Below are 18,025 nucleotides of genomic sequence, written 5' to 3' on the forward strand. Positions count from 1 at the left end.
TTGAATGAATTCGTTTAATGAGGAAGTCAATAGATATGGAACACATTCAGTAAAGTGGGATCATTCAGAAGATATTTATGAGAAAGCGGGACTACTTCCTATGTGGGTAGCTGACATGGATTTTAGAGCTCCAGAGGAAGTGATTAGTGTCCTTAAAGAACGTGTTGAGCATGGGGTTTTTGGCTATTCGATGCCTACTGATAAAACAAAGAATGTGATTAAGGAGTGGTTAGAGCGGAGGCATAATTGGGCGATTAACACAGATTGGATTGTCTTTACTCCAGGGGTAGTTCCAGCAATAGCAGCTGCCATAAATACGTATACAAAAAACGGTGATAAAGTCCTCATACAGTCACCGGTTTATTATCCGTTTCGTGATATGATTGAGAAGAACAATCGTGTCGTTGTCGATAATCCACTCGTACTTGAATCAGATACATACAAGATGAACTTTCAGGACCTAGAAAATAAGCTAAGAGACCCAGCGGTTAAGATGTTTCTTCTTTGTAATCCGCATAATCCTGTAGGAAGGGTGTGGAAGGAAGAAGAACTTAAAGTCCTTGCAAATCTATGTGTTGAACATAATGTGTTGATTATTTCAGATGACATTCATTTTGATTTAATCTTTAAAGGGTATCGTCATACGTTAATTTCAACACTCTCATCAGATATAGCTTCAAATACCATTACATGTATTGCTCCTAGTAAAACGTTCAATCTTGCTGGTATGCAGCTATCAACGATTATCATTCCTGACGAAAAAAAGCGTGTGGACTATCAAGAATATATGGGGAAGATGGGACTATTTGCTCCAAATCCATTTGGGATCTTAGCGGTTGAAGCGGCTTATACTCATGGAGAGCAATGGTTAGAAGAGCTTCTCATTTATCTAGAAGAAAATCTTAACTATCTAACGTCATTTATTAAAGAACGCTTACCAGAAATTCGCGTCATAAAGCCTGAGGGAACTTATTTAATATGGTTGGATTTTAGGTCATTACAAATGGATCATCTAGAATTAGAGACGTTCATTCAAAATAATGCAAAACTCGCATTGGACGAAGGATATATTTTTGGTGATGGAGGGAAGGGGTTTGAACGAATAAACATTGCTTGCCCTCGATCGACACTGCAAGAAGGCCTTGAAAGGCTAGAGAAAGCTATACATGAGTTAAAATAGTGAAACGAAAGGGAGGACGCCTGGTCTTATGATGCTACGGTCAGGTGTCTTTCTGTGTCATTCACTGTAGTACCAATTGAGTAGTATTTGTAACAGAAAGGTCTTAATTAACGAAGTTATTACATAATCCCACGAAGAATCAGAATTTTTGTTATGATAGAAGAGGTTGGATTTAAACAGTAGTCGCTAGATAAGGAAAGCGGGTGATGATGTGAAAAAAGCCACAAAAGGACTCTTAACCATCCTACTTTTCTCTGTTCTTGCATTTAGTTATCTAAAAGTAGCTGAAATATATGTAAACTATAAGAACGACAAATATAAACATACAGCGAGTGCAATTAGTCTCGATACTAGTTTGCACCAGAAGATCGAAGAACAGAATATATATGAGATTCACTTACATAGTACGAGAAATGATGCTAACGAAGTAGTAACTTCAAACGAAGATGAAGAAACGCTAATCAAATGGATCAACAAGTTTAATCAAAACAAAATTACCGAGGTGCCAACACACCGAGTAAGTGTTGATCGAGCTGACGTCATTATTTATTTTAAAACAGGTAAAGAAATGCGGATTAATATGGATGATGATTCGATTGTCATTTCCAGAAATGATAACGAAAATACGAAGTTTAAAACATATTTAGTAAACGATTATAGCTTAACTGAAGATATTAGAAATCTTTTTGGAAAATAAATTTCATTCCGTCTCACTATCTTAAGTTTACTTAACGATTGAGACGGGATTTGATTATTATCAATGACTTCCTATAATATATATTATGTTAACTAATAAATAAAATAATAAGAGAATATGTTTTTATATCTAACATACTCATTAACTTCCCCTCTTTATGTTGGGGTTACACAGTAATTCTATAACAATGTAGTTAAAAGCTTCATAATCATTAATCTCATTCAAATTAATCTACATTAGATTTTACGTTCCTATAGGTTCATAATATTTCACACGTAACTAACGATTTCTAATTTAGATCTCAAGCTTTTCTCAAGTTTCCTTATGTTTCAATTGCTTCGTACTTTTAATCCGGTTTTATTGTTTAGTTTCACTAATTTTCATATGTGAACCCATAAAACTTCAAAATATAACCGGAAATGCATTGCATCTCCGGTTTAGTATAGTTATCTCCCTTTAAATTGCGGAGCTCGTTTTTCTTTGAATGCTGCAGCACCTTCTTTATGATCTTCCGTTGTTACCATCATAGCCTGAGTGATTCGTTCTTGCTCGAGAACCTCTGGTAGTGATGAAGTGAGTGATGAATCTGCAATTTTCTTGATAAAACCAAATGCTTTACTAGGTCCTTTAGAGAGTTTTTCTGCGTACGCGATCGCTTCATCCTGTAACTGTGATAATGGATACGTTTGATTAACGATCCTTAACTCTTTTGCTTCTTTTGCTGTGATTGGCTGTGCTGAGAAGAAAAGTTCTTTTGCTTTGTATGGACCGATTAAACGAGGCAAAAATGAAAGTCCTCCCCCGTCAGATATTAGTCCTACTTGTGAGAAGCTTAATACAAAGCTACTGTCTTCCGCTGCTAGGATAATATCGCTCGCAAGGGCTAGGTTAAAACCAGCTCCAGCAGCAAAGCCATGAATGACTGAAATAATTGGCTTATCGAGATCTTTCATAGCAAGCACCAGTTCATTTAATTTCCCTATGTGTTCATATACTTCAGTTGGAGATATATCCCCCATCGTCTTAACATCTCCTCCAGCACTGAAGGATCGTCCAGCGCCAGAAAGCATCACTACACGAATGGCATCGTTTTCCTTTACTTCTTGAATGACATTTATCAGCCCTAAAATCATCTCTTTGCTAAATGAATTTAAAGCTTCAGGTCGATTTAAAGTGAGATGAAGCAATGCACCCTGAACATGTACGTTTAGATGATCCGTTTTTACTGTCGTTTCCATACCGAGCTCTCCCTTTTTTATACGATGAGCTAGCCACCGATTTTTATTATTTGAACCTCAGTCTGGCACTATTTCTCATATGAAATCCTACCGCTTTACACTCGCATTGTTCCTGGCATGAGCGATTAAGCTTATAACAAAGTGATTCAGATGACGAAAGCGTTCGTCTGAGGTTTGTCCCATTTTCCAACGATAGTAGATCTGCTGACAAATAACAGCGAGCTTGAAATAAGCAAACGTTAAATAGAAGTTCATTTGTGACACGTCGCGACCGGATTGACTAGCATACGCTTCAATAAATTCCTCTCTTGTCATAAAACCCTTCATCACGGTAACCGGTGGCTTTCCCATCCCTTTTTTGAGTATTTCAGGATCATCTTCTTGTAGCCAGTATCCCATCGCAGCACCGAGATCTGCTAGAGGATCTCCAACTGTAGCCATCTCCCAATCAAACACACCAACTAGTTTGCTGTAGTCATCGTGTGAGAACATCGCATTGTTTAATTTAAAGTCATAGTGGATGACTGCGGGACTCTGTGATTTTGGAATATTGGCCGCCATCCAACTCGTTAACTCATCAATACCTTTAATGTCATCTGTTTTCGAACGATTGTAGCGCTTGATCCAGCCATGAACTTGACGTTCCATAAACCCGTCTGGATGACTGATCTCGCCCAATTTTGTATGTTCATGGTTGATGCTATGGAGATCTACAAGCGTGTCGACCATCTTTTCAGAAATGCTTTTGCATAGAGCTTCTGTTGGTTGATAACCATCAGGGAATGAGGTATCAAGGACAATTCCTCTTCTTCTCTCCATAAGAAAGAATGGAGCATCTAGCAAACTTTCATTATAGAGAAATGGCTTAGGAGCAAGGGAGAAAATAGGATGTAATTCTTTCAGGATGGTAAACTCTCGCTCCATATCATGTGCTTTTGGAGCAAGAGGCCCAAGGGGAGGTCTTCTAAGTACGGCTTCCCAATCTCCAATCGATACTTGGTATGTTAAATTTGAGCTTCCCGTACCAAATTGCCGAATAGTGAGTGGATCAGCACTTACTACCTCGAAGTTTTCTCTTATAAAGGATTCTAGCTTTTGGTGATGCAACTCTTCTCCCTCACGGACAGGAATCGTATCATGTGAAATCGACATAGGTTACCCTCCTGATAACTAAATCTTCGAATTTAAGTCGGACAGTGTCTTCAGCCAAGGAGCTTTCTTCATAGCGGTCTATTAATTTTTCACCTGATTTTTCGTGTAGTCATACCATCCTTTACCGGTTTTTCTGCCTAGTGTCCCTGCTTGCACCTTTTCCTCTATCGATTTGGAAGGTTTGTCTTCAGGGTTACCAGTTTCATTGTACCGTTGCTGCATCACATAGTAGCCCACATCAATACCAGATAGATCCATTAATTCGAACGGACCGATCGGATGATTCAGTGCCTTTCTACAGATTAAATCGATATCCTCAAAGTCTGCGATGCCCTCTTCGTAAAGATACATCGCTTCTTTTTGTAGTGCTCCTAGAATGCGATTAGCAACGAATCCTGAAATCTCTTTCTTCAATAACACACCCGTTCGGTTGATGCGATCACATACTTCCATCGTTACATTAGCAGTTTCTTCTGACGTATCGTCACTCATTACAACTTCCACACAGTCCATGATGAGTGGCGGGAAAAAGAAATGCATGTTTACGATTTTCTCTTTACGGTTCGTAACAGAAGCAATCAATGAATTCACGATCGTTGAACTATTTGTTGCGAAAATCACATCTGGTGCTGCGTATTCGTCGATCTTTTCGAAGACTTCGCGTTTCGCATCTAACTTCTCAACAATCGCTTCGATAATAAAATCAGCTCTAACAGCCGCTTCTTCAAGACTTGTAGTAAAATGTAATCTACTAAAAGCAGACTCTAACGTTTCTTCAGTGATTTTTCCCTTCTTCACCCACTTCGTCATGATGGCATTAAGCTTCTCACGTGCATCGTGTAAAGCTGCTTCGTTAATATCTTGAATGGTTGTTTCATATCCTCCGAGAGCACATAGCATACTAATTTGATGCCCCATCGACCCTGCTCCTAAGACGGTAATGTTCTTGATTTCTTTAGGTTTCATTTTAGTTCCTCCTTAAACATATTGACTGGTTAGAATAGTTGTTTAGTAAGCGTTTCCCAAAATGGTGAAGCGAAAAAGCTTAGCTGCTTTCTTCTATGCCATTTAGGACCATATCCACGAACATCTGAGCGACCTCTTTATCTGACACTGGTCCGTCTGGTTGATACCATTGGTAGGTCCAATTCGTCATGCCGAGAATACCAAATGTGACGATTCCTATGTTGAGGTCGTTTCGAAACTCTCCATTTGCAACGCCTTGCTTTAAAAGATCTTCAAAATAATAGCGGATTTGGTCCCGTTTTGGCAAAATCTCTGATAAATTTTCCTCTTTCAAATTCTTTATTTCACGGAAGAAAACGCGTGCACTTTTTCCTTCAAGCTCGATGTTATGAATGAGCATGTAGACCATGTCGTATAGTTTCGTTCGACAATCCTTCGAACGATCTTCTAAAATCTCCTTTTGCTGCTTAATCATGCTGTCTATGTAAGAAGAATGAATATCCATCAATAGCTCTTCTTTACTCTTAAAATAGTAATAAAAGGTTCCCTTCGTAACACCGACCGTATCAACGATGTCTTGGATCGATGTTTCACTGAATCCTTTTTTCTCAAATAGCTCTATACTTTTCAAAGTTAGTTCGTGTTTCATGCCAGTACCCTCTCAATCTATCGTTGTTTACTATCACATGGAGGTTACGCCGATGCACACCTCATGTTGCCTTGCTTGCTACGAGAAAAACATTACGGTCACATCGCGTGCTGTCCCCCATCGACAATAAGAACATCTCCTGTTACATAACCCGATGCATTTGAAGCCAAAAACAAAGCGGCTCCTTTCAAATCGTCTTCTGACCCGAATCGATTTAGCGGCGTAGAATCTAGTATTTTATCTCCACCAGCTTCGATCAAGCCTTGGGACATTTTTGTTGGAAAGAAGCCTGGCGCAATCGCATTGACGTTAATATTATATTCTCCCCACTTTACTGCGAGGTCTTTTGTAAACGTAATGACTGCGCCTTTACTCGTGTTATAGCCGATTGCATTCATATAACGGGGATCAGCGCCACCTAGTCCAGCAACAGAAGCGATGTTTATGATCTTACCGCTCTTCTGTTTGATCATTTCTTTGCCAACAGTTTGTGCAAAAAGGAATGTGCCTGTTACATTCACCTCCATCACTTTATGCCAGGCCTGGAGTGGCATATCAACGACAGATGCTCCCCATGTTGCTCCACTGTTGTTGACGAGAATATCGATTCCACCAAACTCTTTCCTGGTTTCGTCAACGACTCGTTGGATGTCTTCCTGGTTCGTCACATCGCATTCGAAGGCAAGAGATTTGACTCCCATTGCTTCTAACTCATCACGAACCGTTTCACAAGCTTCAAGTTTTCTTGAACAAACTACAACGTTCGCTCCTGCTTCTGCGAACCCCTCTGCAATCTGCTTTCCGAGTCCTCTTCCACCACCAGTCACGATCGCTGTTTTACCAGTTAAATTGAATAACTCCATTACGTTCATGTGTAACTCCCCCTTTGCTAGCTATACTTTCTCAGTTCATGCCTTGCGACTGCATTCCGATGAACTTCATCTGGTCCATCAGCAAGTCGTAATGTTCTTGCGTTAGCCCAGTGAGCAGCGAGCGTATAATCATCACTTACTCCAGCACCACCACATGCTTGTATAGCGCGATCGATGACTCTTAAGGCCATGTTTGGTGCCACTACTTTTATCATCGCGATTTCTGCTTTTGCTTCCTTGTTTCCAACTGTATCCATCATGTGAGCGGCTTTTAAAGTTAGTAATCTTGCCTGTTCAATTTCAATTCTCGAATCAGCGATCCATTCTCTTACTACACCCTGCTCAGAAAGGTTCTTACCAAATGCTTCGCGATTATGTACACGTTTACATAAATCTTCAAGCGCACGCTCAGCTGTGCCAATCAAACGCATACAGTGATGAATTCGGCCAGGACCGAGTCTTCCTTGCGCGATTGCAAATCCTTTCCCTTCATCCCAGATGATATTAGAAGAAGGTACTCGTACATTCTTAAACTCAATTTCTGCATGGCCATGGGGAGCATGGTCATACCCAAACACTGGGAGCATCCGTTTGATCGTCAAACCTTCAGTATCAAGAGGCACTAAAATCATGGATTGTTGTTCATGTTTCGCAGCAGCTGAGTCGCTTTTTCCCATCACGATGGCGATCTTACATCTAGGGTCTCCAGCACCAGACGACCACCATTTCGTACCATTAATCACATATTCATCACCAACCCGCTCGATACGAGCCTGAATGTTCGTCGCATCTGAAGAAGCTACATCAGGTTCGGTCATCGAAAAACAAGAGCGAATATCTCCAGAAAGTAAGGGGTCAAGCCACTTCTTTTTCTGTTCATCCGTTCCGTATCGAACGAGTACCTCCATATTTCCTGTATCCGGTGCAGCACAATTAAAGACTTCAGGTCCAATCATCGAACGTCCCATCTCTTCACATATGGGAGCAAATTCCGTGTTTGTGAGGCCTGCACCATAGTCACTATCAGGTAAAAAGAGATTCCATAAACCAGCGTCTTTCGCTTTTTGTTTTAACTCTTCCATAATTGGAGGGACAGCGGTCCAACGGCTTTCCAGCATTGAGAGTTGCTCTTCGTATACTTTTTCATTCGAGTACACATGTGTTTCCATAAATGCAGTTACTCGTTCGAGGTAAGATTGGCAAACCTCGGAATAGGCAAAATTCATTGTATTCGTCTCCTCGTATCCGTAACTAACTAACCGGTTGGTATGTTCATGTATTAAGTATAAATAGTAATTTCTGAATATTCAATACATGGATTTAAAAGCGGGTGTCTGTTATCACCCGCTTTCTACTCGCTCGTTAGTTATATAAAGGTTCATAGTGTTGAAAATGTATCTTGAATTATTGCTTTTATTTACAATGGAAATGAGGTTATAAAGTATAAAAACCTTAAACATAAGTCTCAGGTTTCCATGCATGTTCATCTATATAGTTCATCATCATTTTGGGGCTAATTTAACCTCGATAACTTACTCCTTCTTCCCTCACCTTTCATAAGACCTCAAAACAAATTAATTGATGAAGAACGTTACTGCCTATTCATCATACGATAGGGTATGTGTTTTTATCTTTATATGAGGTGATTGAAATGAAACCAGAAGAATTAAAAGCCGAGTTTGCAAGGTTGAAGGAAGAGTTCTTATTTAACATTGAAAAGGAATTAACTGAAATAAAAGCGAAGTTTATAGAAGAGATTGAATCGATACAATTAGAAAAGCTTAAATCGTATAATAATGAAAAACTTAACCAAACTTACTCTACTGTAACCCAATCACAAAATTATAAAATTGTTAATGGTAAGGTAGTGTCGAGTGAACAAGAAGTTGATACTTCTGAAATCACTGGAAGACGAATAAGTGAACAAATCAATAAGAGTGTATGGGAACAAATTGCAAAAGCACAAAATAAAAATGATCAAAAATAAAAGAGTGCTTCATTAGCACTCCATATCATCGCCTTCAAAAAGTCTTTCAAATAAGGTTGGAGGTTGTTGTACGGGAGGTGCGGCAGCTAAGGCTTCTACAGGGGTGAATTCATTGATTGCACATAGAGAGAACGCATAAATCGTAGTTCCATCTGCACTCGTAAAGAATGCTAAACAATCGCAAACATTTAATACACTTACATCAGAAATCTCTTCTGGAACACCATCGATAATTAGATTTACGTTGCTAGAGCCGATCAATAATTTAAGCTGCTCTCCTATTCCATTTGCACAAGCATTGCATTTGCATAGAGAGCTATTACAGCTGTTGCAATCATATCCTCCGCATCCACAGTTATTCAAGGAAGTATTTGTTGAACACGTAGCCGCGTAGTTCGTTAAATATTGAAATAAGTTAGGAGTTGCTCCATTATCTATAGCTGAGAAACCTGCAACTTTACATAACTGGGCTGTTGTTGACGGCGTTGCAACGATTGGACCGGTTGCAAAGGAAACGGTTGAACAATTATAAACGTTTGTAATGGTTTGATCAGGTATTGGATTTGCTGCTAGTGCTGGTGAATCTGATAAATAAATATCGATCGTTTCTAGGAATGTGGGTTGTAAAATTCGTATTTGGTTTAATAATTCACCCATTGATTTTGCACAGCAATCTTCATTCTTATAGGATTGTTTATGATCGTGTTTCTTCTTATCACATCCACAACTAACTTCTAACGTAACTGGAACATTTACTGTTACGCCACTAACGGTTTGTGTGACGTCTGCAGAGCTATTATTCGTTGGATTCGCTTGAAGTGTTTGGGCTCCAGTCGTTTGAGGACCGTTTGTATGGGTTTGTGTCGGACCAGTTAGCGATTGATCCCCCATCGTTAAACTTTGTGTTTCAGTGGGATTCTGAGTTTGTTCGGCCATTGTTTGGGTTTGAGTTTCCGTAGGGTTTTGTGTTTGTTCCGCCATGGATTGAGTTTGGGTCTCAGTAGGATTTTGGGTTAGTGATCCTAAAGTTGAACCGCTCTGTCCTTGTGAATTCGTTTGGGTTTGAGGGCCCAGATTAGATCCAGACTGACCCTGTGAGTTATTTTGGGACACGTCCCCTTGTTCAATTTCTAACTCTAAATCTCCCTGCGTTACTGTTACGTCTTTCGATGCATCTATGTTTAATAGCTCAAACTCACATCGCCCTTTGCACTTTGGTTTACATTTACAAATGTGTTTACAAATACATTTTTTATATCCGCAAAATTTGCAAAGGTCAAACAAAGAATTTTTATGACAACAACAGATTGTTGAAGCGCATTGACTACAGTAAGAAGCTTCTTTTTTGTGTTTTTTATGAGAAGCCATTTATTTCTCCCCTTCTACTTTTGTAAGATTGCTTGTATATATTATTCAATGTGCGACAAGTTGTGAAAAATATATCCCTTTCTACTCCTTTTAATCCACGATTATCACGTTATTTTCCAACTCCCTAGATTCATAGTCTAGATGATTTAGAACAAATTCTAGAGAATGATGACATATCATTATGGAGAGGTATGAATAGATGACTGAGCGCTTCAGAATGAGAAAGGGTGGCTGCAATGAATCGTAAAGGTATCCATACAGGGTATTTAATCGGGCTTTCTTTATTAATCAGTAGTATTATCTATTTCTTTGCTTCAAATTGGTATGTATTTGAACGGACTGACAAGATCATCCTAGCGGGCATTCTGCCATTGTTATTCTTTCTTGTTTCTTTCATTCTCGCTAGGTTCCCACACTCTCATAGGTTTATGGAGAGGTGGATGTGGTTAGCGGGAGCGGTTGCATTTGGAATCAGTGTTGCGATCATTGGCCAAACATACAATTCACACGCAGATTCCTACGTGCTTTATCTCGTATGGTTTGTCCCTGTAATAGCATTTGCGGTTTTAACGCGTTATCAAGCGTTTTTTGTTCTGGCATTTATACTGTCAGTAGCCTCTTACTCCTTCTATGTCTTCCCTACTTCCTATGATCCTGGTTGGACTGATCTTCAGGAGCTTGGTTTTTTACTACTGTTTCTATTGTTTTGTCATATATGGTTTTTTCTCTCCCGCTCTAGGTATCTTTTATCAAAGTGGATTGAATATGGAAGCTTTGGCGTGATGCATGTTTGTTTCCTCACTCAAAGCTTTGGACATGGTTCATATAATCAATTTATATCATGGCTATATTTTGGCTATATAATTGTTAGTTTGTATATGTGGAAAAAACGTGAGAATCGAGTCTGGTTGATTACAAGTGGCCTTGGACTCTCTGTGTTTCTATATTTCAAAGGGCTATCTGTAGCGTATGAAGTGATAGGGATTGGTGTCTATTTTGTATTCCTTACTTCGATCGTGGTCGTCATTATAATGACAATCACTTATTTAAGACGTTTAGAACTATCTAGTAAGGTTTCTGACACTTGGAAACATCGTATGAGTGCTTCTCTAACCGTAGTGGTAACTGTTTTTTGTGCGCTGATGCTGATTAGTTCTTTCACTGGTTTAATAACATTAGGTACCTCCTCTTTCTTAGCAATATTCTTAGCAGCATTTGGGTTACTCGTTCTGCCTTCATTGTTTGTAAAAAGCAACGTACCTCTTCTTTCGCATGTTTTGCTTCTTGCAGGAATAACGATCGTGTTTGGGAGTGGGGTGTTTTATCATTTATCACATGGGTTTAGTGACAACAGACCTCATATTCCTTACTATTCGATCTTAACGATTTTACTTATTGTCGTATTAATGAAGCTCTGGAATCATAAATGGATTGAAATGTACCTCTATCTCTTACTGAATGCTTCGATTCTTATCGCTCTCATTGTTTTTAGTGAACAACGTAATTTTATGCCTCAATTTGATGTCGAACATTATTTGTTTATCATGTTTTTGTTTAATATGATCTTCTTCTTACTCGCACAAAAAGAATGGAATAAGCGTAATGCGGTGGTTTATACGATATTTCTTCTATTTGCCCTTACGTTCTTGAACCAAGGTGAGTGGCTATATTGGTTTTGGAATCTTCTCTTTCTTGCTTTTGTATTCACTCTTATTTTCTCCAAAGCGAAACTGCACCTTTTTTCATATTGGCTCGGAATTGTGTTTCTATACGCATTTCTACTCTACAAATATTATGACTTTGCATGGACACTCTTTCATAAATCAATCACGTTGATGATCGCTTCCTTGATTGTATTTGGAATCACGTGGTTTGTTTCAAAACGACAACCAACAGGATCTCCTTCACCACCTTCTTTTGTAAGAACACATCAAAAGCCACTATTCCTTATCGTTTTCATAATGGTTACAATGATTACTTATCAAGGCTTTTATGATGAATGGATCGTTCAGAATGGTAGTGAAATCAAGCTGAAGTTAGCTCCTATAGACCCTCGATCGATGCTTCAGGGTGATTATGTACGTTTGCGTTATGATATCTCGAACCTAGACGATACAACAGACATACAAGGAAGAAAGAAAGTAAAAGTGGTTCTGGTGAAAAATGAAGAAGGGTATTATGAATACTCTGGTTATTATCAAGTTGGAGGTGAGTGGAACAAAGGTTATAAACCGTTGAAAACGGATGTGTTCATAAAGGGAATTTTGAATTCAAATGGGTCTGCCCACTATGGAATTGAAAGCTTCTTTATAGAAGAAGGATCAGGAGAAGAATATGAAGCGATGAACTATGCGATTGTTAAGGTCGGCTCGAACGGTAATGCAATTCTTACAGAATTAGTTAAATAAGGTTTTACGGAAATAGAAAAGCGCCGCATTGGCGCTTTTTTTGTCTGAATAATATCTCATAGAACTTATGAATTCTTCTTTGAATTTTGGTTTATTGAACAACTCCATGTTCTATGATGGCTACAGATGTTTTGACATTTACCTGTGCTTTTGAAAATTCTTCTGGCCACTTGTCTTCAAAGGTTTTCCACTTCTTGTACTCGTACGCTCGAACATAAATTCCGAGTCCGAACGGTTCTATTTGCTCTTTTTGTACTTTCTTGATAAGTTCTTTCGTCTTTTTGTCGATTTCATCTGAAATAATGGTTTGAATTTTGGAAGAATCCTTTTCGATGTCTAAGGAAGATGTGTTTTCTGTAATGGATACTTTTAGTTTGTAACCGATATCAAAGATGAGTTGATCACCTTTATAAGAGACATCTATTTTGCTTTTGATTCGAGTCACACCAACGCTAAGGACTTTATTGGGTTCCTCTACAACAAGAGAAATTGGAATCGGTTCCTTGACATCTTTTTTTAGCATCTGGAGTAATGAACTATCGAAATGCCCGATAGAAAATACATATTTACCCTTTTTGTCTAATAATGCTGTGCCTTGAACCTGTATTTCTTTCCCTTTAAAGAGCACTTCTGTTATCGCAGGCGTTATGCCTTTTTCGAAATTTGCGTAATGGTATGCCTGTAACGTGGTTAAAACAGCATTTTCTCTCAGATGAGTTGTATCGATGAGATCTGATAAGTAGACTGCTATACGAGGCTTGTCTTTTGGCGTGAACTCCATGATCTCTTGGACTGGACCATCTACCATAGCAACTCTTGCATTAGGAGAATTCTTTGGGTCTCGATAGAACACATCCAATTCCTCAAAAATTGATTGTTCTTTCATTAACTCTTTCCCTAATAATAAAACTTGGAGTTTCCCCCCCACTACTGTCCCAGAACTTTGAGAATCTAAGTTATCTCTAGCTTGACGCAACGAATGAGCGGTTGTTTTTAATGTTGAAACAGTGTCCATTGCTTCTCTACTGAACACTGGACTTGTTTGGTAGATCGTCATATCGCCTTCTTCAGAGCTTTTATCAATTCCCACTACTAAAGCGATCGAGGTCCTTTCCAAGGACAGTTGATCAGAACGACATCCTACTAAGAAGATAAGTGAAAAAATGATGGTTAATTTTATGTGTTTTTTGTAGGTGAGTATCACATTTTTCCCCTCCTAAATAGTCTAAATAACCATCCATAACCTAGTAAAAAGACTGGCAAGATAAAAGCGAATCCCAAACCAACCTTATTAAATATGCTTCCGAGTTTATCTAAGTTTGCTAATGAGTTGGTAAAGAAGAAGAAGGTTACATATAGAATTGGGAGTATGAGAAACAATGCGAGTTGATGATCTTTACGCCCTAGAAGCTGTGCAATACTAAATGAAGAGGCAAAGTAATACGGAATTCCAGTAGTAGCAAGAATTAATAAATAGAACGATAAGAAAATAATCTCGAAACGCTCAAGAAAAGGGAATTCTATTGGCTTTACTAAATTTAAAGTTGGCCATACATATTCCAGAACTTCATAAGGTCCATAATAGATAAATGAACTGAATGTAACGACTAAATAACTTAATAACGTTAGACCGTTCGCAATAAGAACGCCTTTCACAGCTTTTGATTTATCATCTAGGAATGGATAAATGATAAATAACAATTCTAATCCTAAGAAAGAAAATGTAATATTAGGCACTGATTTAATGATGGGCATGATCCCATCTTTTATGATGGGCAACAAATTTAGTAAGTTCCCAGTAAACATTGGATACATGAATAGGAATGCCATCCAGGAGGTGAAAAAGAATACAAGCACACTAAAGCGACTAATAATTCGGAGCCCGTTTCTCGCAAGATAAAAGCTTGGTATTGTAATGATGAGAAGGATAAGATATGGAGCTGTTTTAGGTAAAACCCAAGTGTTAATGATGAAGATTGATGTAACCGTAATAAGAAACATTCCTAGGGTTGTGTAACCAATCCAACAGACAGAAAAAAATGACCCTAACCATTTTCCGAAAAAGCGTCGGAATAGCTGTATGATCGTATCTTGAGGGTGTTTTTTCATAACTTGAATAATGATTATGGACGCTATAACACTTATTAGATACCCAATGAAGAGTGAGATCCAGCTGCTCGTATCTCCAATTTCAGCTAAATCTCTGGGTAATGATAAAATCCCAATCCCTGATTGCGTTCCATAAATCAACAAAGAAAACTGCGTTAACGTTATCGTATTATTCTTGAAATTAGGCATGTTCACCAACTCCATTTATTCTGCATCTAATTGCGACGTGATGCTTTCACCTTGTCAATTGTCCATAGTGGAAAACGTATTATGGAATCTTTTAAGTCTCTCCATTTGAGTGGCCCAAACGGAATTCCGTATGGAGTCCCTAGTGATTCAAGGCTAATTATGTGCATTACAATAATCATAAAACCGATGACAATTCCGACCATTCCAAAGAAAGAAGCGACTAGCATCATCGGAAAACGAATGAATCGAATGCCGAATGCCATTTCCGGGTTAGGCATAACGAATGATGAAATCGCAGTCATCGCAACAACGATAACCATTATATTGCTCACGATTCCTGCTTCTACCGCCGATTGCCCTATAATGATACCTCCAACGATACCAACTGTTTGACCAATTGACTTTGGTAACCGTAATCCAGCTTCACGCAGCATTTCAAGGATAAACTCCATTAAAAACGCTTCGATTATAGGAGGAAAGGGTACCTCTCTTCTCGACTGTCCTATCGAAAGAAGTAATTCTAGAGGTAGTATTTCATAATGAAATGAAATAATCGCGATATAAAAAGACGGTAGGAAAATAGCAATAACAAAACTAACAAACCGGAGAATACGTATAAACGAAGATGAGATCCACCTTGAACTATAATCCTCGATGCTTTGGAAAAATGAGTTGAAATTAATAGGCCCTACAATGACACTAGGGGATCTATCAACGATAATCGCATAGCGACCTTGTAGCAAGTCTGATGCAACACTATCTGGTCTCTCAGATGCAAGAAACTGAGGAAAGATTGAATAAGGGTTATCCTCGATCATTTGCTCTAATTCCCCGGAGTCTAGAACCGTTTTATAATTTACTTTCTCTATTCTGTTCATCAACTCATCAAGAGCTTCCGGGTTTGCAAGGTTTTCAAGGTATACGATCCCAATTTTTGTTTTATTTTCTTTTCCCACGGAAGTATATTGAATTCTCAATTGATCACTTGTTAGAAACTGTCGAATCATGGAAATGTTATCTTCCAATGGTTCAATAAAGCCAATATGAGCACCTCGGATCGTTCGTTCGTTTGCGGGCTCCATAGGCTTTCTTTTTCGTAGGTTCTGTGCATTTATTGCAAGTGCGTCTTTCTCTCCATCAAGGAAGATAATGCAACACCCATGAAGAAGATTTGTTTCTATATCATTCCATTTGTTAACTGTGTTAATTTTTGGAACTGTTATAACATCCGTTACTTTTCGATTTGTTGACTGTGTTGAGAATAATGGGCGTAAGATATTCTGGCTAATAAAAGGGGTATCTGAAATATTCTCAATGTATGTAACGAGCGCATCACGACCATCAAATATTGTTATTTCCCTTACTGTTAGTCCTGGCAGATTCGGGGTTAGGTTCAAATACTCTTTGTTATCATTTAAATATGAAGAAATCGCTTTTTCTTTGGATGATACGATTTCGTTTGCTGGTTCTTTAATTTTTCTCCTTTTTCTTCTCACTATCCTCACCCCTAAAGAAATTGCGTTTTATTACTATGTGCTTCTTAGATTTAATCTATTCATATAGAAAAAGCGCTTAATTCCAATCTGAAACCTCTGTGAATATTGCCGAACTTTTTTGAGAAACTACTTAATAAAGAGTCGTAGAGGAGTTTTTGCGATGAAATTGAGACGGCAAAGACGTACGGTGAATAAACAGCAAGAGGATACTACTCCACAATCGCAACTATCAAGAAAATTAGAAAATAATGAAACTGCCATCAAAGAAATTTTTACGGATTGTGAAGATATTACATATAATAAGTTTCAATATAGCAGTCACTATAACGAAAAAGCGTTAGTTATCTTTTGTGAAACAATTGTTCAGAACGAGAAAGCTAATCTTCTTAAAGAGGTCATGCAGGACCTAGTCCCTCATGAAGTCGGGAATGCAACTGAGGTAAACTTAACAGAGGTAAAAGAGTTCTTTATTGAACATGGAGTAACGTCTCGCGCGGTTAAAGTGGTTGAGAAAGTTGAGCAAGTAAGTGAGAAATTATTAGACGGTTACATTGTTGTGATTTTTGAAGGATGGAATAAAGCGCTGGCATACGATGCTTTTGCAGTTGAAAAACGCTCTGTAGGAGAGCCACAGAATGAAGTATCTGTTATCGGTCCTAGAGAAGGTACCATTGAAAACTTAACCAAGAACTTAGGGTTGATTCGTTCTCGACTAAAGTCAGATAAATTAAAGGTGAAAATTCAGAAAAAGGGTGAAAAAACAAGGTCCAAAGTTGCTTATGCATATTTAGAAGGAACGGTACCTGAGGATACATTGAAAGAATTCGAAAAACGTTTTGATGAAATTAACGACGAAGAGATTTTGGAAACGTCTTATTTTGCAGAGCTAATGGAGGATTCGACATATTCTCCCTTCCCACAATTCAAAACCACCGAAAGACCGGATGTTGCGGTATCTGCTCTACTTGGAGGTAAAATTATTGCACTCGTCGATGGGACGCCAACAGTCTTAATATGTCCTGGATTATTTGTAGAGTTCTTCCAATCCCCTTCGGACTATTATCAACGAACATTGTTTTCGTCTCTAATCCGGATGCTTCGAATTACAGGATATATTATTAGTCTTTCCTTACCAAGTATCTATATCGCACTGTCAACGTTTCACACTGAGTTAATTCCTTCTGTTTTGTTATTAGCGATATTAGATACTAGAGAAGGAATGCCTTTCCCAGCTTTAATAGAAGCCTTTGTTATGTTGTTCTTCTTTGAATTACTGCAAGAAGCAAGCTTGCGGCTTCCTAGACCAATAGGTTCTGCAGTCAGTATCGTAGGTGCTCTCGTTATTGGAGACGCCTCAATAAATGCTGGTATTGCTTCTCCAATGATGGTTGTTGTTGTAGCGCTAACGGGAATTGCATCATTCTCAATTCCTCAGTATGAATTTGGAACATCTTCTCGTATATTAAGGGTCCCTCTAATGCTTGGATCGGCAACTCTAGGAGGGTTTGGCCTTATGATCGGATTTCTACTGATTTATCTTCATCTCATTAGTTTACGATCTTTAGGACAACCTTATTTTGCTCCATTAGGGCCGATACGAAGTGGAATCCTGTACGATTTCATCTTTCGGTCTCCTCTTTCTAAACAGTTAAGAAGGAATAAACAAAGTGCTTTTCATTCTAAAGCAAATGATAAGTAAGGAAGGTGAATTTTT

Annotated in this window: 15 protein-coding genes; 5 read left to right on the forward strand and 10 right to left on the reverse strand. The window is 38.5% G+C overall.

Annotated features, from left to right (window positions below):
- The first annotated feature begins 4 nt into the window (after positions 1 to 4).
- Positions 5 to 1,180: a MalY/PatB family protein gene (locus tag SJY16_RS09580; RefSeq protein WP_377888931.1), complete on the forward strand. Its 1,176-nt coding sequence runs from the start codon at positions 5 to 7 to the stop codon at positions 1,178 to 1,180.
- A gap of 211 nt (positions 1,181 to 1,391) precedes the next feature.
- A complete protein-coding gene (locus SJY16_RS09585) occupies positions 1,392 to 1,877 on the forward strand; it encodes a hypothetical protein (RefSeq protein WP_377888932.1) in 486 nt (161 codons plus the stop codon).
- A gap of 446 nt (positions 1,878 to 2,323) precedes the next feature.
- Here the strand turns inward: SJY16_RS09585 and SJY16_RS09590 are convergent, their stop codons facing one another.
- The 6 genes from SJY16_RS09590 to SJY16_RS09615 all read right to left on the reverse strand — a co-directional run bounded on the left by SJY16_RS09590 (position 2,324) and on the right by SJY16_RS09615 (position 7,980).
- Positions 2,324 to 3,115 carry an enoyl-CoA hydratase/isomerase family protein gene (locus tag SJY16_RS09590; protein WP_377888933.1) on the reverse strand — a complete coding sequence of 264 codons (792 nt, stop codon included), beginning with the start codon at positions 3,113 to 3,115 and terminating at the stop codon, positions 2,324 to 2,326.
- Positions 3,116 to 3,202: 87 nt separating this feature from the next.
- Positions 3,203 to 4,267: a phosphotransferase family protein gene (locus SJY16_RS09595; RefSeq protein WP_377888934.1), complete on the reverse strand. Its 1,065-nt coding sequence runs from the start codon at positions 4,265 to 4,267 to the stop codon at positions 3,203 to 3,205.
- Between the two features lie 81 nt (positions 4,268 to 4,348).
- On the reverse strand, positions 4,349 to 5,233 hold the full coding sequence (locus tag SJY16_RS09600) for a 3-hydroxyacyl-CoA dehydrogenase family protein (RefSeq protein WP_377888935.1): 885 nt from the start codon (positions 5,231 to 5,233) through the stop codon (positions 4,349 to 4,351).
- Between the two features lie 79 nt (positions 5,234 to 5,312).
- A complete protein-coding gene (locus SJY16_RS09605; protein WP_377888936.1) occupies positions 5,313 to 5,882 on the reverse strand; it encodes a TetR/AcrR family transcriptional regulator in 570 nt (189 codons plus the stop codon).
- Positions 5,883 to 5,980: 98 nt separating this feature from the next.
- The gene (locus tag SJY16_RS09610) at positions 5,981 to 6,754 is read right to left on the reverse strand and encodes an SDR family oxidoreductase (protein ID WP_377888937.1); all 774 of its coding nucleotides are present in this window, start codon (positions 6,752 to 6,754) and stop codon (positions 5,981 to 5,983) included.
- A 17-nt stretch (positions 6,755 to 6,771) separates the two neighbouring features.
- Positions 6,772 to 7,980: an acyl-CoA dehydrogenase family protein gene (locus SJY16_RS09615; RefSeq protein WP_377888938.1), complete on the reverse strand. Its 1,209-nt coding sequence runs from the start codon at positions 7,978 to 7,980 to the stop codon at positions 6,772 to 6,774.
- A gap of 425 nt (positions 7,981 to 8,405) precedes the next feature.
- On the opposite strand from SJY16_RS09615, the gene SJY16_RS09620 reads away from it, so the two are divergent.
- Positions 8,406 to 8,741 carry a hypothetical protein gene (locus SJY16_RS09620; RefSeq protein ID WP_377888939.1) on the forward strand — a complete coding sequence of 112 codons (336 nt, stop codon included), beginning with the start codon at positions 8,406 to 8,408 and terminating at the stop codon, positions 8,739 to 8,741.
- 12 nt (positions 8,742 to 8,753) lie between these two features.
- On the opposite strand, the gene SJY16_RS09625 is transcribed toward SJY16_RS09620, so the two are convergent.
- On the reverse strand, positions 8,754 to 9,722 hold the full coding sequence (locus SJY16_RS09625) for a hypothetical protein (RefSeq protein WP_377888940.1): 969 nt from the start codon (positions 9,720 to 9,722) through the stop codon (positions 8,754 to 8,756).
- 623 nt (positions 9,723 to 10,345) lie between these two features.
- On the opposite strand from SJY16_RS09625, the gene SJY16_RS09630 reads away from it, so the two are divergent.
- The gene (locus SJY16_RS09630) at positions 10,346 to 12,517 is read left to right on the forward strand and encodes a GDYXXLXY domain-containing protein (protein ID WP_377888941.1); all 2,172 of its coding nucleotides are present in this window, start codon (positions 10,346 to 10,348) and stop codon (positions 12,515 to 12,517) included.
- 91 nt (positions 12,518 to 12,608) lie between these two features.
- Here SJY16_RS09630 and SJY16_RS09635 read toward each other — a convergent pair whose 3' ends face one another.
- The 3 genes from SJY16_RS09635 to SJY16_RS09645 are packed head-to-tail and all read right to left on the reverse strand — an operon-like array spanning position 12,609 to position 16,311.
- Positions 12,609 to 13,721, reverse strand: a complete 1,113-nt coding sequence (locus SJY16_RS09635) for a Ger(x)C family spore germination protein (protein ID WP_377888942.1) — start codon at positions 13,719 to 13,721, stop codon at positions 12,609 to 12,611.
- Entirely contained in the window at positions 13,718 to 14,815 is a 1,098-nt protein-coding gene (locus tag SJY16_RS09640) for a GerAB/ArcD/ProY family transporter (protein WP_377888943.1), read from the reverse strand. Before SJY16_RS09640 ends, SJY16_RS09635 begins: the two co-directional genes overlap by 4 nt.
- A 26-nt stretch (positions 14,816 to 14,841) precedes the next feature.
- Positions 14,842 to 16,311, reverse strand: coding sequence for a spore germination protein (locus tag SJY16_RS09645; RefSeq protein WP_377888944.1), 1,470 nt, complete (start codon positions 16,309 to 16,311; stop codon positions 14,842 to 14,844).
- A gap of 160 nt (positions 16,312 to 16,471) precedes the next feature.
- On the opposite strand from SJY16_RS09645, the gene SJY16_RS09650 reads away from it, so the two are divergent.
- The gene (locus tag SJY16_RS09650) at positions 16,472 to 18,010 is read left to right on the forward strand and encodes a spore germination protein (protein WP_377888945.1); all 1,539 of its coding nucleotides are present in this window, start codon (positions 16,472 to 16,474) and stop codon (positions 18,008 to 18,010) included.
- Positions 18,011 to 18,025: the final 15 nt, after the last annotated feature.

Origin of the sequence: Alkalihalobacillus sp. R86527 (assembly GCF_042466185.1) — a bacterium.
Taxonomy (GTDB): domain Bacteria; phylum Bacillota; class Bacilli; order Bacillales; family Guptibacillaceae; genus Guptibacillus.